Genomic DNA, 18245 nt, shown 5'->3' on the forward strand with positions numbered 1-18245 from the left:
TGTGAGAGATACAAAAAAACGGCTGAATAATTCAGCCGTTTTTAAATAGTTTAAGCAGGTTTAGCTAATAACTGAATCAACTAATTGTTTAGCTTCTTTTTCTAAAAGAGCTAAATGTGCTTCGCCTTTAAATGATTCTAGGTATATTTTATAAATATCTTCAGTACCTGATGGGCGAGCAGCAAACCAGCCATTTTCTGTAACAACTTTTAAGCCGCCAATCGCTGCATTGTTACCAGGAGCATGAGTTAATTTTTGTAAAATAGGCTCTCCAGCTAACGTTTCGGCTTTCACGTCGTCTGCACTTAAAGCTTTTAAACGCGATTTTTGTGCACTACTTGCTGGCGCATCTAGACGCTTATAAAGTGGCGATCCAAATTCTTGTTCTAGCTCTTTATAAAGCGCTGATGGTGTTTTACCCGTTACTGCAAGTATTTCAGCTGCAAGTAAACCCATAATAAAGCCGTCTTTGTCAGTACACCATACGCTGCCATCAAAGCGTAAAAACGCAGCGCCTGCACTTTCTTCGCCACCAAAAGCAAGATTACCTTTGTTTAGGCCTTCAACAAACCATTTAAAGCCTACCGGAACTTCTTTTACCTTTCGCTTATTGCGCGCTACAACACGATCAATCATCGAACTCGAAACAAGCGTTTTACCAATCTCTACGTTAGTATTCCACTCGCGATGGTTTAATAGGTAATCAATAGCAACAGCTAAAAAATGATTCGGATTCATCAGGCCATCGGGTGTAACAATGCCATGACGGTCGTAATCAGGGTCGTTACCAATCGCTATATCAAAATCGCCTTTTAATTTAATTAAATTAGCCATCGAGTAAGGCGATGAACAATCCATACGTATCTTGCCATCTTTATCAAGTGGCATAAATGCAAAACGCGGATCAACGCTGTCGTTTACTACGGTTAGATCTAAATTATATTTTTGCGTAATGACTGGCCAAAAATTTATACCTGAACCACCTAATGGATCAATGCCTATTTTAACGCCCGCATCACTAATGGCTTTTAAGTTAACGATATTCTCTAAATCGTTAATATACGGAGTCATTAAATCTTCGTAGCGGATAAACCCTGAGCGAGAAGCTTTAGCGAACGGGAAAAGCTCAACCTCGACTAAATCTTCAAGTAATAACTTGTTAGCCCTGTCTTCAATCCAGTTAGTTACGTCTGTATCAGCAGGCCCGCCGTTAGGTGGGTTATATTTAAAGCCGCCATCTTCAGGAGGGTTATGTGAAGGCGTAACAACAATGCCATCTGCAAGCTCATTAGGATTGCGTTTATTGTGACAAACAATTGCATGGCTAATAACAGGAGTTGGAGTAAAGTCGCCATCTTGCTGAGTAATTACTTGCACTTCGTTAGCGACAAGCACTTCAATTGCAGAGTTAAAGGCAGCTTCACTAAGCGCATGGGTATCTTTACCTAAAAATAATGGTCCAAAAATATCGTTTTGTTTACGGTAATCACAAATGGCTTGTGTAATTGCTAAAATATGGGATTCATTAAATTTTACATCATAAGAGCAGCCGCGGTGTCCAGATGTACCAAAGGCAACGCCATGCTCTGGGTTTTGCTCTAAGTCTGGCTCATTTAAATAATAAGCCGAAACTAATTTAGGAACATTAACAAGTGCTGATTGTGGAGCAGTTTTGCCTGCGCCTGAGTGAATAGCCATTATATTTCCTTACAGGTAATCGCGAATTTTTTCAGCTTGCTCTGCACTGTAACCTAGGCAAAGAGCTACTTCATGAAGCATCATTTTTTTACGTGTTGTATTAGAGTTAGTCATTACCCAATATTCACTGTCGGTGATATTTTTAGGGTTCATGCTACTTCCACTATTTACTAAATCTTCTTTGCTCGTTGCGAAATAAACACGGTCACGGCCTTTAATATCCAACACAGCAGAAAAATCAGATTTATGAGTGCGATAAAAAGCACTTAAAATAAATAAGAAGCGACCCACCACGCCTTTTTGCATTGCTAGTTCTTCTTTATTTAATACATTAAAAACGTTAGCATTTTTTTGCTTCACTGGTGTGACAGTTTTTGGAACTTCAGCTTCTGCTACAGCGTGCTTTAATTCTGGCGCAGTAGATGGCGCAGATGTAGTTGTTGTTTGTTGATTTTGTGTTATTTCTACGTCAGCGGTTAATTGTTTTTCGCCGCTCATGTTTAATAAACGACGCAAAATTGTGGATGCACTTTCACCAATACTTTGCGTGTTGCTGGCAATGTATTGATATAACTCGTCGTCTATGTCGATTTGTTTCATGGTCTTCCTGTCATTACGGGTCACATTTTTTTCTCACGCCTGATTATACCCAATCCAATAATAAATGCGAGTTACAACAAGCACTCGCAGGCATTTCGAAAATCTATAACTAGTTAGGTAAATTTTTAGTCAATAAATTTCTCTAATTTTCGAATATCATTTAATAAAATGGTTAATTAGACACTATTTTTTGCTTTTTTAAGTATTGCTCGGCAAACTAAGGCGAAATTTTTAGGAGCAATGTATGCAGCTAAATTATAAGCAACTGGGACAAGGTCCTGATGTTATTTTAATACATGGACTATTTGGTTCATTAGAAAACCTGAACGTAATTGCTAAACCGTTAAGTGAGCATTTTACAGTTACCAATGTAGATTTGCGAAACCATGGCCTCTCCCCTCACAGTGATGAGATGAGTTATCCTGCTATGGCAAAAGACATTGTTGAGTTACTTCGACACTTGAATATAAAAAAAGCACATATAATTGGTCATTCTATGGGTGGCAAGGTTGCTATGGAGCTTGCATTAACTCAACCCGAGTTGATTGAAAAATTAATTGTGCTTGATATAGCACCCGTTACCTACCCACCGCGGCATACTAAAATATTGCAGGCGCTCAACGCAGTTGCATCTGAGCATATAGAAGACAGAAAGCATGCTGACGATTTAATGCAGCCTTATATTGACGAACTTGGCGTTCGTCAGTTTTTATTAAAAAGCCTAGCTAAAAATGAAGCAGGAAAATTAACGTGGCGATTCAACTTACCTGTTCTAGATAAGAAATATTCAAATATACTCTCAAACGTTAATGAAAACAATTCTTGTTTGTGCGATACTCTTTTTATCAAAGGTAACGATTCAGATTATATTTTACCCGAGTACCGCACTGCAATTGTCACGCGTTTCAAGAATACGAAAGCAAAAATCATTCACGGTGCTGGTCATTGGTTACATGCGCAAAAACCTATGGCTGTAAATAAGGCAATAAGTGACTTTTTAATTCAAAATTAAAGTAATTTTAATCGCTTGTTTTTGAATGCACGTACTAAATATATGAATATTTTTGTGCTATAGTACGCGCCGTTTAATTTAAAGGTTATACGTTGATGGTCAGTCAGTTAATTAACGAATTTGATACCCTAGGGTTGTATTTTGGCTTAGCCGGTATTTTGATATTCATCGGCTTGGCAATTAAAGACGTACTTAAAAGTGGTAATGTACCTAAGTTTGGTCGCTATATAGTATGGACTGTACTCTTTTTAGGCTGTTCAGGCTTTATTGCTAAAGGACTTATTCAAGTATTTTGGCAAGGCGCAGGTGTAGGTTAGGCATGGCGAAGTCAGAAACAGATAGAACAACACTCGATTTATTTGAATACGAAAAGCGTCCAGGCCGACCTAAGACCAATCCTCTTTCGCGGGATATGCAGTTAAAGGTTAATAAACGTAATCAAATAAAAAGAGACAAAGCACGTGGTTTAAAACGTGTTGAATTTAAAGTTTCATCGCAGTTGTATCAAGCGTTAAGTGATATGGCAGATGCACAAAATATTAGCCGCAGTGCGCTGATTGAAACGATTTTACAAGAAAGATTGGCTATTGATACATAAAAGGTTATAAATCCATGGCAAGTGTAGGCATTTTTTTCGGAAGTGACACAGGTAACACAGAACACGTAGCAAAAATGATCCAAAAAGAATTGGGTAAAAAGCTTGTGGCTGTGCATGATATTGCAAAAAGCTCTAAAGAAGAGATTGCAGATTTTGATTTAATCTTATTTGGTATTCCAACGTGGTACTACGGCGAAGCACAATGTGATTGGGATGATTTTTTCCCTGAGCTTGAAGAAGTAGACTTTGAAGGCAAACTTGTTGCTATTTTCGGTTGTGGTGATCAAGAAGATTATGCTGAATACTTCTTAGACGCTATGGGCATGATCAACGATATTGTTACTGAACGTGGTGCTATTGTTGTAGGTCACTGGCCTACTGAAGGCTACGATTTCGAAGCCTCAAAAGGTATGGCAGACGATAATCACTTTGTCGGTTTAGGTATTGATGAAGATCGTCAACCAGAACTCACAGAGCAACGCGTAAAAGCATGGTCTGCTCAAGTATTTGATGAAATGTGTTTAAGCGAGCTTGCCGACTAATCCATCCGATATACCGCTAACTGTTTAAATAGTTATCAAACAGTTAGCGTTTTCTTTATTTACTGCAATATAAATCATTTCTTCTTTGCACTTGAGGCCTAGGCACGTTATCCTATTTGTTGCTTATGTATCGTGAGCATCTTTGCAAGATGTCTAGTATAACCAAATAAAATTGAGACAGATTTAATGACTGATCATAACTTGGAACTTAAAAAAGCCGGTTTAAAAGTGACTTTACCGCGTATTAAAATTTTAGAGATTTTACAGTCTCCAGATAACCAACACATCAGTGCTGAAGATGTTTACAAAATTCTTTTGGATTTAGGTGAAGAAATTGGCCTTGCAACTGTATATCGCGTACTCAACCAATTTGATGATGCAGGCATTGTAAGCCGTCATCACTTTGAAGGCGGGAAATCGGTATTTGAATTATCGGGCAGTACTCACCACGATCACTTAGTATGTTTAAAGTGTGGAAAAGTTGTTGAGTTTGAAGATGAGATGATTGAACGTCGCCAGCTTGAAATAGCTCAAGAAAACGGTATTACTTTAACAAACCACTCTTTATACCTTTACGGAGAGTGTGATGATAAAGCTGCATGTAAAGCGTTTAGTGATGCAAATAGTTAGTATATCCTAGCTATAAAAAAACCTGCTATTTGCAGGTTTTTTTGTGCCTATTATTTAAAGTATTACTACACCCACAAGTGAGCGGGCGCAGTAAAAATAAGCTTATTGTGTTTTAGACCATGAGTCACGAAGACCTACTGTTTGGTTAAACACAACATTTTCTGACTTAGAATCTCTTGAAAAGTAACCGGTACGTTCAAACTGGAACCCCTGCTCTGCTTGTGAATTAGCAAGCGAAGGCTCAAGTTTAGCATTAGTTAAAACAACTAATGATTCTGGATTTAATGTTGTTTCAAACTCATCAGCTGCAGCTGGGTTTGGCACATTAAATAAACGATCGTACAGACGAACTTCAGCTGTAATAGCCTCAGAAGCTGATACCCAATGAATAACGCCTTTAACTTTACGACCATCACTTGGGTTTTTGCCTAGTGTTTCATTATCGTAAGTACAATAAATAGTGGTTATTTCACCGTTTTCGTCTTTTTCTACACGATTAGCTTTAATAACATAAGCGCCACGTAAACGAACCTCTTTATCGAGCACTAAACGTTTAAACTTATTATTTGCTTGCTCTTTAAAGTCTTCTCGTTCAATGAATATTTCACGCGTAAATGGCACATCGCGGCGAGCCATTTCTTCCTTATTAGGATGATTAGCCACCGATAACGTTTCTATGGTATCTGCATCGTAGTTTTCGATGATCACTTTAACCGGATCCAGTACAGCCATCGCGCGAGGAGCATTTTCATTTAAGTCATCACGAATACACGCTTCTAGCATACCCATTTCAACCATATTCTCTTGCTTTGTAACCCCTATTCGTAAACAAAATTCACGAATTGAAGCCGGTGTATAACCACGGCGACGTAAACCTGCAATCGTAGGCATACGTGGATCATCCCAACCTTCAACGTAGTTATTTACAACAAGGTCATTTAACTTACGTTTAGACATAATTGTGTATTCGAGGTTTAAGCGAGAAAACTCAATTTGCTGTGGATGACATTCAATGCTGATGTTATCAAGTACCCAGTCGTATAAACGGCGATTATCTTGGAACTCTAATGTACATAGTGAGTGCGTAATACCCTCGATTGCATCAGAAATACAATGCGTGAAATCGTACATTGGGTAAATACACCATTTATCGGCAGTTTGATGGTGATGAGCAAAACGAACACGATAAATAATTGGATCGCGAAGCACCATAAACGAGCTTGCCATATCAATTTTTGCACGAAGAACACATTCGCCTTCTTTGAAACCACCCGCACGCATTTTTTCAAATAATGCTAAGTTTTCTTCAGGAGATGTATCTCTGTATGGGCTATTTTTACCTGGCTCCGTTAAAGTTCCGCGGTATTCACGTGCTTGGTCTGCTGTTAAAAAACAAACATAAGCTAACCCTTTGTTTATAAGCTCAACAGCATAGCCGTATAAAATATCAAAATAATTAGAAGAATACTTTATATCACCATCCCAGTTAAACCCTAACCATTGAACGTCCTCTTTTATAGAATTAACGTAGTTAATGTCTTCTTTTTCTGGGTTTGTATCGTCAAATCGTAAGTTACATAAACCGTTATAATCTTTTGCAATACCGAAATTTAAGCAAATTGATTTTGCATGGCCTATGTGTAAAAAACCATTGGGCTCAGGTGGAAAGCGCGTGTGCGTTGCAGCATGCTTTTTACTTGCTAAGTCTTCATCAATTCGGGTTCTAATAAAGTTACTTGGGCGATTCTCAATTTCCGCCATAGGAGTACGATCCTCTAAATATTACTTAATTACAAAACTAATGCATTATTACAAAAACAGTCACTAACATACAGCAATAGATTACGGTTTATCTTACTTATTGATTAACTTTAATTCATCTAATCTGTTTTTAACGAATAAAGTTTGTTTTAGCGCAATATTTAATTCATAGAAGCGCTTTATAGTGCGTCAATACCGTACTTTATAAGGATTAAGAGATGGCTACACTTAACCAGCACCGTGTTTATATACCTAGTAATGCACGTGCTAATCATTACTTACTCGCAGAAATTACCCCTAACGATAGTTTTTACTCAAGCTTCAACTCAATAAACTGTTGTTACGAAAGAATAGCACGCCAATTATTTGCAGCATGCGATGAATATGAACTCCATAACGTGCATATTTTAGCAAACGACAAACTTCCTGTTGTCAGATTTCATGATGAGTCATATCAGTTAGAAACTAATAAGCAAATGCTTATATTTTATAACCCACGCTATCACGAGGCACATAAACTCTATTATTCAACGAACACGCAAAGTAAAAAGGTACGCTTACTCTTTTTAGCTACGGGTGATGATATACGAGCTAACTCCGCTGTATTTCACAAAAAAGTCCAAAAAGTATTAACAGTGATGCAAGAACAATTATTTATTGATCAACCCCAATTTAAAGTGCGTGATCATCAACATTTAACTTACGACTTATTTGCTAAAGATAAAGGTAACAAAGAAACCTACGGCTACAAATTAAGAAGTTTGTACCCAAGATATCAAAATCGCCAATGTGAAATACCTATAAACCATGCCGAGATGACATACACGACATTTTCTATCCCTGTATCAAGGGCTATTAAAACTCAATTTCAAACTTTAATTAATAATGGCGATTTTAAACAATTTTATAATTACTTTTTAGATAGCTTCAAACGGTGCTGCGAGCTTAATAAGCTAACACATGGGGCATTAATAGCTAATGGTGCCAAACCTATTGTTAGAAATAGTAAAGTGGATATTAACGAAGGAAACGAAGAGCTTCAAAAGCTGAGCTTTGACATAGACTCAAATAAAACACAGCTAAAGTGCTTTTACGATGAACAAAGATTAGTTGAAACAATTCATTTTGTTATTGCAGCTGCCAATCATAACAAGCAAGAAATTGGTTATGGCAAATTTATGAATCAGGTTGAAAAAACGATTTTTCAACTTTGTGATGAGCTAGATATAAATAAAGAAAGACAAGATCTAACTGTCAGGTTTTTTCAACATATCAGTTACCCGTTTTAATTAAGTGCTCAAAACAAAAAGGCTCGCAAATGCGAGCCTTTTCAAAGATTAAATAAACTGATTACCAGCCTGTTTTCTCTTTAAGTGCTTTACCGATATCAGCAAGTGAACGTACAGTTTGTACGCCAGCAGCTTCTAATGCAGCAAATTTCTCATCTGCAGTACCTTTACCGCCTGCGATGATTGCGCCAGCGTGACCCATACGCTTACCTTCTGGTGCAGTAACACCAGCAATGTAAGATACAACAGGTTTAGTTACGTTAGCTTTGATGTACTCTGCAGCTTCTTCTTCTGCAGTACCACCAATTTCACCAATCATTACGATTGCTTCAGTTTGTGGATCTTTTTCGAACATTTCTAAAACGTCGATAAAGTTAGTACCTGGGATTGGATCACCACCAATACCAACACACGTAGACTGACCAAAACCAGCATCTGTAGTTTGCTTAACCGCTTCGTACGTTAAAGTACCAGAGCGAGAAACAATACCTACTTTACCAGGCTTGTGGATGTGACCAGGCATGATACCAATCTTAGTCTCACCAGGAGTGATAACACCTGGACAGTTAGGACCGATCATACGAGTACCTGTTTGATCTAGTTTAACTTTAACGTCAACCATATCAAGTGTAGGGATACCTTCAGTGATACAAACAATTAGCTCAATGCCAGCATCGATTGCTTCTAAGATTGCATCTTTACAGAAAGGTGCTGGTACGTAGATAACTGAAGCAGTTGCGCCAGTTTCTTGTACTGCATCACGTACTGTGTTGAATACAGGAAGACCAAGGTGCGTTTGACCGCCTTTACCTGGGCTAACACCACCAACCATTTGTGTACCGTACTCAAGCGCTTGCTCTGAGTGGAAAGTACCTTGGCCACCAGTGAAACCCTGACAGATAACTTTTGTATCTTTATTGATTAATACAGACATTATTTGCCCTCCGCAGCAGCAACAACTTTTTCAGCAGCGTCTGTTAATGATTCAGCAGCGATGATGTCTAAGTCAGAGCTCTTAAGAACTTCACGACCTAATTCAGCATTAGTACCTTCTAAACGTACAACTACAGGTACGTTTACGCCAACTTCTTTAACTGCGCCAATGATACCTTCAGCAATCATGTCACAACGTACGATACCGCCAAAGATGTTAACTAAAACAGCTTTAACATTGTCGTCAGAAAGGATGATTTTGAATGCTTCAGAAACACGTTCTTTAGTCGCGCCGCCACCAACATCTAGGAAGTTAGCTGGCTTGCCACCGTGTAGGTTTACGATGTCCATAGTACCCATTGCTAGGCCTGCACCGTTAACCATACAACCTACGTTGCCATCTAGTGCTACGTAGTTAAGCTCAAAGCTTGCTGCATGTGCTTCACGCGCATCTTCTTGAGATGGATCGTGGAACTCACGGATTTTTGGTTGACGGTAAAGTGCATTACCATCGATACCGATTTTGCCGTCAAGACAGTGAAGGTTACCTTCGTCTGTGATTACTAACGGGTTGATTTCAAGTAATGCGAAATCGAAATCGTTAAACATTTTACCAAGACCCATGAAGATCTTAACGAACTGTTTCATTTGTGTTGGGTTAAGACCCAATTTGAAACCAAGTTCACGTGCTTGGTAAGCTTGAGGACCTACTAGTGGATCGATCTCAGCTTTGTGGATAAGTTCTGGTGTTTCTTCAGCAACAGTTTCAATTTCAACACCGCCTTCAGTAGACGCCATGAAAACAACTTTGCGAGAAGCACGATCAACTACTGCACCTAAGTACAATTCGTTGGCGATATCTGTACAGCTTTCTACTAAAATTTTAGCAACTGGCTGACCATTTTCGTCTGTTTGGTAAGTAACTAGGTTTTTACCTAACCAGTTAGCTGCAAACGCTTTAACTTCATCGATAGTTTTAACTAGCTTTACACCGCCAGCTTTACCACGTCCACCTGCGTGAACCTGAGTTTTAACAACCCACATATCACCGCCGATTTTTTCAGCAGCTGCTGCAGCTTCTTCAGGTGTATCGCAAGCGAAACCTTGAGAAACTGGTAAACCATATTCGGCAAAAAGTTGTTTTGCCTGATACTCATGCAAATTCATGATGCTTTATCCAATTTTTTATACTAAAAGAGCTGAATATTTATTCAATAAACAACTATCCCAAATTGCGCACCTAGTATAGTTGCCAAGGCTTAACATGAAAACCCCAGTACGACCAAAGGCGCAAAAAAAAAGCTGTGAATTGTGGTTCACAGCTTATATTTCATACTACTTGATTAAACATCCAGTAATAAGCGAGTTGGATCTTCAAGTAACTCTTTAATAGTTACTAAGAAACCAACAGATTCTTTACCATCTATTTGGCGGTGATCGTAAGAAAGTGCCAAATACATCATAGGAAGAATTTCAACTTTACCATTTACTGCCATTGGACGGTCTTGAATTTTGTGCATTCCCAAAATTGAAGACTGTGGCAAGTTAATGATAGGTGTAGATAGTAATGAACCGAATACACCACCATTTGTAATAGTGAAGTTACCACCTGTCATGTCGTCAAGCGTTAGCTTTCCGTCACGGCCTTTAAGTGCTAATTCACGAATGCCTTTTTCAATTTCAGCAACTGATAACTTATCACAGTCTTTAAGAACTGGTGTTACTAGACCACGAGGTGTAGAAACAGCAATGCTGATATCAAAGTAATTGTGGTAGACAATGTCGTCCCCATCAATTGACGCATTTACATCAGGGAAGCGTTTAAGTGCTTCAGTAACTGCCTTCACGTAGAAAGACATAAAGCCTAAGCGAATACCGTGACGTTTTTCGAATACTTCTTGGTACTGCTTGCGAAGGTCCATGATTGGCTTCATGTTAACTTCGTTAAACGTAGTTAACATTGCAGTAGAGTTTTTAGCTTCTAGAAGACGGTTAGCAATCGTTTTACGTAAACGTGTCATAGGAACACGCTTTTGAGTACGATCACCCATTGGCGCAACTGGAGCAGCAGCTTCTGCTTTCTTCGCTGATGGTGCCGGTGCTTTCAAGAACGTATCAACGTCTTCTTTAGTTACACGACCATTTTTGCCAGTTCCTTTGATTTTAGAAGCATCTAGTCCTTTTTCAGCAATTAAACGACGAACAGATGGAGTTAATACATCTGAGCTATCAGTTGAATCTGCAGCAGGAGCCGCCTCTTCTTTAGCAGCAGGAGCTGCAGGTGCACCACCTGCTTTTACTGAGCCGATTACTTGCTCACCAAGAACAGTATCGCCTTCAGCGTTAATGATGTCGCCCATGATACCGTCTTCTTGAGCTACTACTTCAAGAACAACTTTATCTGTTTCGATATCTACCAGGTTTTGATCGCGCGTTACTGCGTCTCCTGGTTGAACATGCCATGTAGCAATTGTTGCGTCTGCAACTGATTCTGGGAGTACAGGTACTTTGATTTCCACTTCTTTACCTTCTGATGCTGGTGCTGATGGCGCCGATGGCGCGTCTTCTAATTTTTCTGCTTCACTTGAAGATGTGCTTTCGCTTGAAGGCGCTGCATCAGCATCGCCAAGTAAACCCATAACTTGATCACCAAGTACGGTAGCACCCTCTTCTTGAGAGATTTCTGTAATTACACCGTCATGTTGTGCAACTACTTCTAACACTACTTTGTCTGTCTCAATATCTACTAAGTTCTGATCACGAGTTACCTTGTCGCCAACACTTACATGCCATGTAGCAACGGTAGCATCTGCAACCGACTCAGGAAGAACAGGAACTTTAATTTCTGTGCTCATCGCTTATCCTTTATTTTCTATAGTAAGCGCGTCAGCAACGAGCGCTTGTTGTTCTTTAGTATGTACTGACATGTAACCACACGCTGGTGATGCAGATGCTTTACGCCCAGCGTATTTCAACTTAGCACCTTGTGGAATTGCGTCAACAAAATGGTGTTGAGAACAGTACCATGCACCTTGGTTTTGTGGCTCTTCTTGACACCATACAAAATCAGTAACGTGTTGGTAACGTTCCATAATAGTTTTCATTTCGTCATGTGGGAACGGGTATAATTGCTCTACACGAACGATGGCAATATTATTTTGTTCCAGCTTACGACGCTCTTGTAGTAACTCGTAATAAACTTTACCACTACAGAAAACAACGCGTTCAACGTTCTCAGGTTTAATATCATCAACTTCGTCGATCATATTATGGAATACACCGTTTGAAAGTTCTTCAAGTGATGAAACTGCAAGAGGATGACGTAGTAACGATTTAGGCGTCATAACAATCAATGGACGACGTAGAGGTCTTACTGACTGACGTCGTAACATTGCATATACTTGCGCAGGTGTAGACGGAACACAAACTTGCATGTTGTGATCAGCACAAAGCTGTAAAAAACGCTCTAAACGTGCAGAGCTATGCTCTGGACCTTGGCCTTCATAACCGTGTGGTAACAAAATAGTAAGACCACATAAGCGACCCCACTTTTGCTCACCTGAACTCAAAAATTGGTCAAATACAACTTGCGCACCATTTGCAAAGTCACCAAACTGAGCTTCCCAAAGTACAAGAGAAGTTGGTTCGGCAGTCGCATAACCATACTCAAATGCAACTACTGCTTCTTCAGACAGTACAGAGTCGAAAACTTGGAAAGCGCCTTGATCTTCACTTAAGTGTTGTAAAGGAAGATAAGTCGCACCATCTTTTTGACTGTGAACAACGGCATGTCTATGGAAGAAGGTACCGCGACCAGAATCTTGGCCTGTCATTCTAATGTCAGTGCCTTCGGTTGCGATAGTTGCATAAGCAAGTGTTTCTGCCATTCCCCAATCAAGCGGTTTTTCACCAGTGGCCATTAACTTACGATCATCGTAAATCTTTTTAACGCGCGACTGAGCTTTATATTCTTCAGGGTAGCTCGCTACCTTTTCGCCAAGTTCTTTGAGCTTTTCAACCGAAACACTTGCGTCGTAATCAACATCCCAATCGTGGCCCACGTATTTAGCCCAATCTGAAGAATGAGAGGTTTCTGGTTGAATTTCAGATACAACGCAATTACCGTCATCTAACCCATTACGGTATTCATCGGCAAGTGCTTTAATTTCTTGTTCTGAAAAAGAGCCTTCAGCGATTAGTTGATCTGCATAAATAAGTCGCGGAACTGGGTGTTTTTTGATTTTTTGGTACATCAAAGGCTGAGTAGCATTTGGCTCATCAGCTTCATTGTGGCCATGTCGACGATAACAAACTAAGTCAATAACTACGTCACGCTTAAATTTGTTTCTAAAATCAAGTGCTATTTGTGTAACAAATGCAACCGCTTCAGGATCATCAGAGTTAACGTGGAAAATTGGTGACTGAACCATTTTGGCGATATCAGTACAGTAATCTGTAGAACGAACATCGTCTTGTTTAGAGGTAGTAAAACCAACTTGGTTATTAACAACAATTCGAATACTGCCACCACAACTAAACGCATTAGTTTGAGACAAGTTAAACGTTTCTTGTACTACACCTTGACCTGTTACAGCAGAATCACCATGAATTGTGATCGGTAATGCTTTTATTCCCGTAGTGTCACCTAAACGATCTAAACGAGCGCGTACAGAACCCATAACTACAGGGTTAACTATCTCAAGGTGAGAAGGATTAAAAGCAAGTGCCATATGAACGTTGCCGCCTTTAGTGGCAAAGTCCGATGAATAACCCATGTGGTACTTAACATCACCAGAACTTAATGTATCTTTATGCTTGCCAGCGAATTCATCAAAAAGCTCTGATGGATTTTTACCTAAAACGTTCACTAAAACGTTCAAGCGTCCGCGGTGAGCCATACCAATTACGGCTTCTTGTTGGCCACTTTCACCAGCTCTGTGAATTAGCTCTTTAAGCATAGGTACTAATGCATCCCCACCTTCTAGTGAGAACCGTTTTGCACCAGGGAACTTAGCACCCAAATATTTTTCAAGACCATCAGCTGCAGTTAACCCCTTGAGGATACGTAGCTTTTCTTCTTTTTCGAATTTAGGCCTAGATTGAACAGATTCTAAACGTTGTTGTAACCAACGCTTTTCTTCTGTAGATGTGATGTGCATATACTCTGCACCGATAGAACCACAATATGTAGTTTTAAGTGCTTGGTATAATTCACCTAAAGGCATAGAGTCTGAACCAACTGCAAAAGACCCTACATTAAACTCTCGCTCAAAATCAGCTTCTGACAAGTCGTGGTAATCTAGCTCTAAATCTCGAACACGCTCTCGTTCCCAAATACCTAATGGATCTAGGTTTGCATTTTGGTGTCCACGAAAACGGAAAGCATTAATAAGTTGCAGAACTTTAACCTGTTTAAGGTCACCGCCGCTACCCTCTGCTACCACTACTTCTCTATGCTTGTTTTTTGCAAGCTGTGCAAACTGTGCACGAACTTCTGAATGCTTAACTTCAACATCCACACCATTAACTTTTGGTAATTGTTCGAACACTTCTCGCCATTCATCTGGCACAGAAGTCGCATCATCTAAATACGCTTCATAAAGCTCTTCTACATAAGCAACGTTACCGCCGTTTAAATGTGAAGATTCTAACCATGCCTTCATCACACCTTCGTGCATTTATAAGCCCTTTTCTTTAGCGCAGAAATTAATAGTTATAATAACAAGATGGCTAGTAATGAAAACTAGCCATCTTACGTTTCTATGTAGTTAAACCGAACGGTTTAATAACATAGATTTGATTTGCCCAATCGCTTTGGTCGGATTAAGACCTTTAGGACAAACGCTAACACAGTTCATGATACTGTGACAACGGAACACACTGAACGCATCGTCTAGGTCTGCTAAACGCTCTTCTGTTGCTGTATCTCGGCTATCAGCTAAGAAACGGTAAGCATGAAGAAGGCCTGCTGGACCAATGAACTTGTCTGGATTCCACCAGAACGAAGGACACGATGTTGAACAACATGCACATAAAATACACTCATATAAGCCGTCTAATTTATCACGTTCTTCAATAGACTGAAGACGTTCACCTGCAGCAGGCGTGTCATTAATTAGATAAGGTTTAACTTTTTCGTATTGAGTGTAGAACTGACTCATGTCAATAACAAGGTCACGCACCACAGGTAATCCTGGAAGAGGACGAACTACTATTGTACCTTTACCGTTATTTTGTAACGTAGATAAAGGAGTAATACATGCTAAACCATTCTTACCATTCATGTTAACACCGTCAGAACCACACACGCCTTCACGGCATGAACGACGGAATGAAAGTGAAGGATCTTGCTCTTTTAATAATAAAAGTGCATCCAGAACCATCATGTCGTGACCATCGTCAATTTGCAAGGTGTAATCTTGCATACGCGGTGCGTTGTCAACATCTGGATTGTAACGATAAACTGAAAATTGTACTTGTGCCATCGTCTCGCTCCTAGTATGTACGTGCTTTAGGTGGAAATGCTTCACGCGTCTTAGGCGCGTAGTTTACGTCACGTTTACTCATTTCATCCGTAACAGGATTGTATACTGAGTGACATAACCAGTTCATGTCATCACGATCTGGGAAGTCAAAACGAGAGTGTGCACCACGGCTTTCTGTTCGGAAGTTTGCAGCTACTGCTGTTGAGTAAGCTGTTTCCATTAAGTTATCAAGTTCAAGACATTCGATACGCTGCGTGTTGAAGTCTGACGATTTATCGTCAAGACGAGCATGTTGTAAACGCTCACGAATTTCTTTAAGTTCTTGAAGACCAGTCGCCATTGAATCACCTTCACGGAATACCGAGAAGTTAAGCTGCATACATTGTTGAAGATCTTTCTTAATTTGAACAGGATCTTCACCTTGACCAGCTGTTGAGTTTTCCCAACGATTATAACGTGCAAGAGACGCTTCTAAGTCTGATTCAGAGGCAGCTTTTGATACTTCAACATCTCTTAGGTATGTACCTAAGAAATTACCTGCAGCACGACCAAACACTACTAAATCTAGTAATGAGTTACCACCAAGACGGTTTGCACCGTGCACAGATACACATGCAATTTCGCCTACAGCAAATAAACCTTCAACTACTTTTTCATCGCCTTGAGCGTTGATTTGAAGCACTTGACCATTCACGTTAGTAGGTACACCACCCATCATATAATGACATGTTGGTATAACTGGAATTGGTTCTTTAGCTGGGTCTACGTGGGCAAATGTTTTTGCAAGGTCACAAACACCAGGAAGGCGTAGGTTAAGTGTCTCTTCACCTAAGTGGTCAAGCTTAAGCTTGATATGAGGACCCCAAGGACCATCACAACCACGGCCTTCACGAATTTCTGTCATCATTGAACGTGCAACAACATCTCGAGAAGCTAAGTCTTTTGCGTTAGGTGCATAACGTTCCATGAAACGCTCGCCATCTTTATTTAAAAGATAACCACCTTCACCACGACAACCTTCAGTTACAAGCGTACCTGCTCCTGCAATACCTGTCGGGTGGAACTGCCACATTTCCATGTCTTGCATAGAAATACCAGCACGTGTAGCCATACCAACACCGTCACCAGTGTTAATGTGAGCATTTGTGGTTGAAGCGTATATACGACCAGCACCACCAGTAGCTAGTACAACCGCCTTTGATTTGAAGTAAGTGATTTCACCTGTTTCAATCTCAATTGCAGTACAACCAACAACATCGCCGTTATCATTTTTAACTAAATCAAGTGCATACCACTCAGAGAATACATTTGTTTTATTTTTAACGTTTTGTTGATAAAGAAGATGTAATAAAGCATGGCCAGTACGGTCAGCTGCTGCTGCAGTACGTGCTGCTTGTTCGCCACCAAAGTTCTTTGATTGGCCACCAAAAGGACGCTGGTATACACGGCCATTTTCAAAACGTGAAAATGGTAAACCCATGTTTTCTAATTCAGTAATTGCTTCTGGCCCAGTTTGACACATATACTCGATAGCGTCTTGGTCACCGATAAAATCGGAACCTTTAACTGTATCGTACATATGCCATTCCCAGTTATCTTCGTGTGAATTACCAAGCGCTACTGTAATACCACCTTGAGCGGATACGGTATGTGAACGCGTTGGGAATACTTTCGATATTAGTGCACACGTTTTGCCAGATTCAGTAATAGCCAAGGCAGCGCGCATACCTGCACCACCTGCACCGATTACTACGGCGTCAAATTCACGAACAGAATATTTCACTTAAACACCCCATAATACAATTAGACCAATAGCTACGTAAGCAACGGCCATTAGGTTTAGAACAAACCCTAAAAATGCGCGTAACTTTGAGTTTTTAACATAGTCTGTTAAAACCTGCCAAAGGCCAATGCGGGTATGAACCATAATGCATACTAGGGTTACTAGCGTAAACCCTTTCATAGCTAGGTTAGAGAAGAGGCCTGTCCAGGCTTCGAAAGTGACTTCCGGCGTCGCTAAAAAATAGCCGATAATAAAAATAGCATATGCGCTAATTATTAATGCCGTGGTACGTAAAGATACGTAATCTTGTACACCATCACGTTTAAGAGTTGCTTGATTTAAGACCATATCCACACTCCCGCTAATACAGCGAATACAACGCCAAGAGCCATTGCAATTTTAGCGCTTAGGTTACCTGATTCAAGTTCTTCCCAGTGTCCCATATCCATTACCATGTGACGGATACCACCAATAAGGTGATAGCCTAGTACTGAAATAGTGCCCCAAGCTATAAATTTGGCAATGAATCCGTTAAACAGACCCTTGACGAATTCAAAACTTTCAGCTGACGAGAGAGACTCAGACCAAGCCCAAATGACAAACGTTAAAGCAAAAAATAATGCAACACCGGTGACGCGGTGAAAAATTGATGCTTTAGCCGTTGCCGGCATAGATATAGTTGTTAGATCTAGATTTACAGGTCTTTGCTTTTTCACAGTTACTTGCCCATCTTGCTCACATTGGAGCTCATCTACTTGCTTTTCTAAAAACCCACCAAATGTTTCTGGTGGAACTATCAAGATAAACGAATTTAAACATTAAAAGTTCACATTAATGTAAATTTTTTGAATGTAAAAATATCTTTACCCAAATACAATACGGTTTTAAAACCTCCGTTAGTATATATACCCATA

Annotated in this window: 17 protein-coding genes; 6 read left to right on the forward strand and 11 right to left on the reverse strand. The window is 39.8% G+C overall.

Going from position 1 to position 18245, the window contains the following annotated elements:
- Nucleotides 1-60: 60 nt before the first annotated feature.
- On the reverse strand, nt 61-1698 hold the full coding sequence (gene pgm, locus MTP24_RS08565) for a phosphoglucomutase (alpha-D-glucose-1,6-bisphosphate-dependent) (protein WP_243530583.1): 1638 nt from the start codon (nt 1696-1698) through the stop codon (nt 61-63).
- A gap of 9 nt (nt 1699-1707) precedes the next feature.
- Nucleotides 1708-2298 carry a replication initiation negative regulator SeqA gene (gene seqA, locus MTP24_RS08570; RefSeq protein WP_006793039.1) on the reverse strand — a complete coding sequence of 197 codons (591 nt, stop codon included), beginning with the start codon at nt 2296-2298 and terminating at the stop codon, nt 1708-1710.
- Between the two features lie 244 nt (nt 2299-2542).
- Here seqA and MTP24_RS08575 point away from each other — a divergent pair, with 244 nt between their 5' ends.
- The 5 genes from MTP24_RS08575 (at nt 2543) to fur (ending at nt 5080) form a co-directional block, all read left to right on the forward strand.
- Nucleotides 2543-3310 carry an alpha/beta fold hydrolase gene (locus MTP24_RS08575; RefSeq protein WP_058428843.1) on the forward strand — a complete coding sequence of 256 codons (768 nt, stop codon included), beginning with the start codon at nt 2543-2545 and terminating at the stop codon, nt 3308-3310.
- A gap of 95 nt (nt 3311-3405) precedes the next feature.
- The gene (locus MTP24_RS08580; RefSeq protein WP_006793041.1) at nt 3406-3627 is read left to right on the forward strand and encodes a DUF2788 domain-containing protein; all 222 of its coding nucleotides are present in this window, start codon (nt 3406-3408) and stop codon (nt 3625-3627) included.
- Nucleotides 3628-3629: 2 nt separating this feature from the next.
- A complete protein-coding gene (gene ybfE, locus MTP24_RS08585; protein ID WP_002962928.1) occupies nt 3630-3908 on the forward strand; it encodes a LexA regulated protein in 279 nt (92 codons plus the stop codon).
- 14 nt (nt 3909-3922) lie between these two features.
- Nucleotides 3923-4450: a flavodoxin FldA gene (gene fldA, locus MTP24_RS08590; RefSeq protein ID WP_039037073.1), complete on the forward strand. Its 528-nt coding sequence runs from the start codon at nt 3923-3925 to the stop codon at nt 4448-4450.
- Between the two features lie 186 nt (nt 4451-4636).
- A complete protein-coding gene (fur, locus tag MTP24_RS08595; protein ID WP_006794887.1) occupies nt 4637-5080 on the forward strand; it encodes a ferric iron uptake transcriptional regulator in 444 nt (147 codons plus the stop codon).
- Nucleotides 5081-5182: 102 nt separating this feature from the next.
- Here fur and glnS read toward each other — a convergent pair whose 3' ends face one another.
- Complete coding sequence (glnS, locus tag MTP24_RS08600; protein ID WP_243530588.1) at nt 5183-6841, reverse strand: glutamine--tRNA ligase; 1659 nt, start codon at nt 6839-6841, stop codon at nt 5183-5185.
- Between the two features lie 218 nt (nt 6842-7059).
- Between glnS and MTP24_RS08605 the strand changes: the two genes are divergently transcribed.
- Nucleotides 7060-8130 carry a DUF3083 family protein gene (locus tag MTP24_RS08605; RefSeq protein ID WP_203983587.1) on the forward strand — a complete coding sequence of 357 codons (1071 nt, stop codon included), beginning with the start codon at nt 7060-7062 and terminating at the stop codon, nt 8128-8130.
- 61 nt (nt 8131-8191) lie between these two features.
- On the opposite strand, the gene sucD is transcribed toward MTP24_RS08605, so the two are convergent.
- From sucD to sdhC, 8 genes are all read right to left on the reverse strand, one after another.
- Nucleotides 8192-9064 (reverse strand): succinate--CoA ligase subunit alpha, encoded by an 873-nt coding sequence (gene sucD, locus MTP24_RS08610; protein ID WP_008127375.1) that lies wholly within the window; start codon nt 9062-9064, stop codon nt 8192-8194.
- Nucleotides 9064-10230 (reverse strand): ADP-forming succinate--CoA ligase subunit beta, encoded by a 1167-nt coding sequence (gene sucC / locus MTP24_RS08615; protein WP_006794719.1) that lies wholly within the window; start codon nt 10228-10230, stop codon nt 9064-9066. The genes sucD and sucC overlap by 1 nt, the downstream gene beginning before the upstream one ends.
- A 176-nt stretch (nt 10231-10406) precedes the next feature.
- On the reverse strand, nt 10407-11918 hold the full coding sequence (gene odhB, locus MTP24_RS08620) for a 2-oxoglutarate dehydrogenase complex dihydrolipoyllysine-residue succinyltransferase (RefSeq protein ID WP_138740986.1): 1512 nt from the start codon (nt 11916-11918) through the stop codon (nt 10407-10409).
- 3 nt (nt 11919-11921) lie between these two features.
- A complete protein-coding gene (sucA, locus tag MTP24_RS08625) occupies nt 11922-14741 on the reverse strand; it encodes a 2-oxoglutarate dehydrogenase E1 component (RefSeq protein WP_010556434.1) in 2820 nt (939 codons plus the stop codon).
- 90 nt (nt 14742-14831) lie between these two features.
- A complete protein-coding gene (locus MTP24_RS08630) occupies nt 14832-15548 on the reverse strand; it encodes a succinate dehydrogenase iron-sulfur subunit (RefSeq protein WP_006794722.1) in 717 nt (238 codons plus the stop codon).
- Nucleotides 15549-15558: 10 nt separating this feature from the next.
- Complete coding sequence (sdhA, locus tag MTP24_RS08635; protein WP_243530591.1) at nt 15559-17331, reverse strand: succinate dehydrogenase flavoprotein subunit; 1773 nt, start codon at nt 17329-17331, stop codon at nt 15559-15561.
- A complete protein-coding gene (gene sdhD / locus MTP24_RS08640) occupies nt 17332-17679 on the reverse strand; it encodes a succinate dehydrogenase, hydrophobic membrane anchor protein (protein ID WP_006794724.1) in 348 nt (115 codons plus the stop codon).
- Nucleotides 17670-18047: a succinate dehydrogenase, cytochrome b556 subunit gene (sdhC, locus tag MTP24_RS08645; RefSeq protein ID WP_074210168.1), complete on the reverse strand. Its 378-nt coding sequence runs from the start codon at nt 18045-18047 to the stop codon at nt 17670-17672. The genes sdhD and sdhC overlap by 10 nt, the downstream gene beginning before the upstream one ends.
- Nucleotides 18048-18245 lie beyond the last annotated feature (198 nt).

Source organism: Pseudoalteromonas sp. APM04 (genome assembly GCF_022809815.1).
GTDB lineage: Bacteria > Pseudomonadota > Gammaproteobacteria > Enterobacterales > Alteromonadaceae > Pseudoalteromonas > Pseudoalteromonas marina.

Excerpts from the sequence above, each read along its gene's own strand:
- fldA (WP_039037073.1), top strand. The coding sequence starts at position 3,923 with ATGGCAAGTGTAGGCATTTTTTTCGGAAGTGACACAGGTAACACAGAA.
- MTP24_RS08575 (WP_058428843.1), top strand. The coding sequence starts at position 2,543 with ATGCAGCTAAATTATAAGCAACTGGGACAAGGTCCTGATGTTATTTTA.
- sucA (WP_010556434.1), bottom strand. The coding sequence starts at position 14,741 with ATGCACGAAGGTGTGATGAAGGCATGGTTAGAATCTTCACATTTAAAC.
- MTP24_RS08605 (WP_203983587.1), top strand. The coding sequence starts at position 7,060 with ATGGCTACACTTAACCAGCACCGTGTTTATATACCTAGTAATGCACGT.
- pgm (WP_243530583.1), bottom strand. The coding sequence starts at position 1,698 with ATGGCTATTCACTCAGGCGCAGGCAAAACTGCTCCACAATCAGCACTT.
- sucD (WP_008127375.1), bottom strand. The coding sequence starts at position 9,064 with ATGTCTGTATTAATCAATAAAGATACAAAAGTTATCTGTCAGGGTTTC.
- seqA (WP_006793039.1), bottom strand. The coding sequence starts at position 2,298 with ATGAAACAAATCGACATAGACGACGAGTTATATCAATACATTGCCAGC.
- ybfE (WP_002962928.1), top strand. The coding sequence starts at position 3,630 with ATGGCGAAGTCAGAAACAGATAGAACAACACTCGATTTATTTGAATAC.
- MTP24_RS08580 (WP_006793041.1), top strand. The coding sequence starts at position 3,406 with ATGGTCAGTCAGTTAATTAACGAATTTGATACCCTAGGGTTGTATTTT.
- MTP24_RS08630 (WP_006794722.1), bottom strand. The coding sequence starts at position 15,548 with ATGGCACAAGTACAATTTTCAGTTTATCGTTACAATCCAGATGTTGAC.
- sdhD (WP_006794724.1), bottom strand. The coding sequence starts at position 17,679 with ATGGTCTTAAATCAAGCAACTCTTAAACGTGATGGTGTACAAGATTAC.
- odhB (WP_138740986.1), bottom strand. The coding sequence starts at position 11,918 with ATGAGCACAGAAATTAAAGTTCCTGTTCTTCCTGAGTCGGTTGCAGAT.
- glnS (WP_243530588.1), bottom strand. The coding sequence starts at position 6,841 with ATGGCGGAAATTGAGAATCGCCCAAGTAACTTTATTAGAACCCGAATT.
- sucC (WP_006794719.1), bottom strand. The coding sequence starts at position 10,230 with ATGAATTTGCATGAGTATCAGGCAAAACAACTTTTTGCCGAATATGGT.
- fur (WP_006794887.1), top strand. The coding sequence starts at position 4,637 with ATGACTGATCATAACTTGGAACTTAAAAAAGCCGGTTTAAAAGTGACT.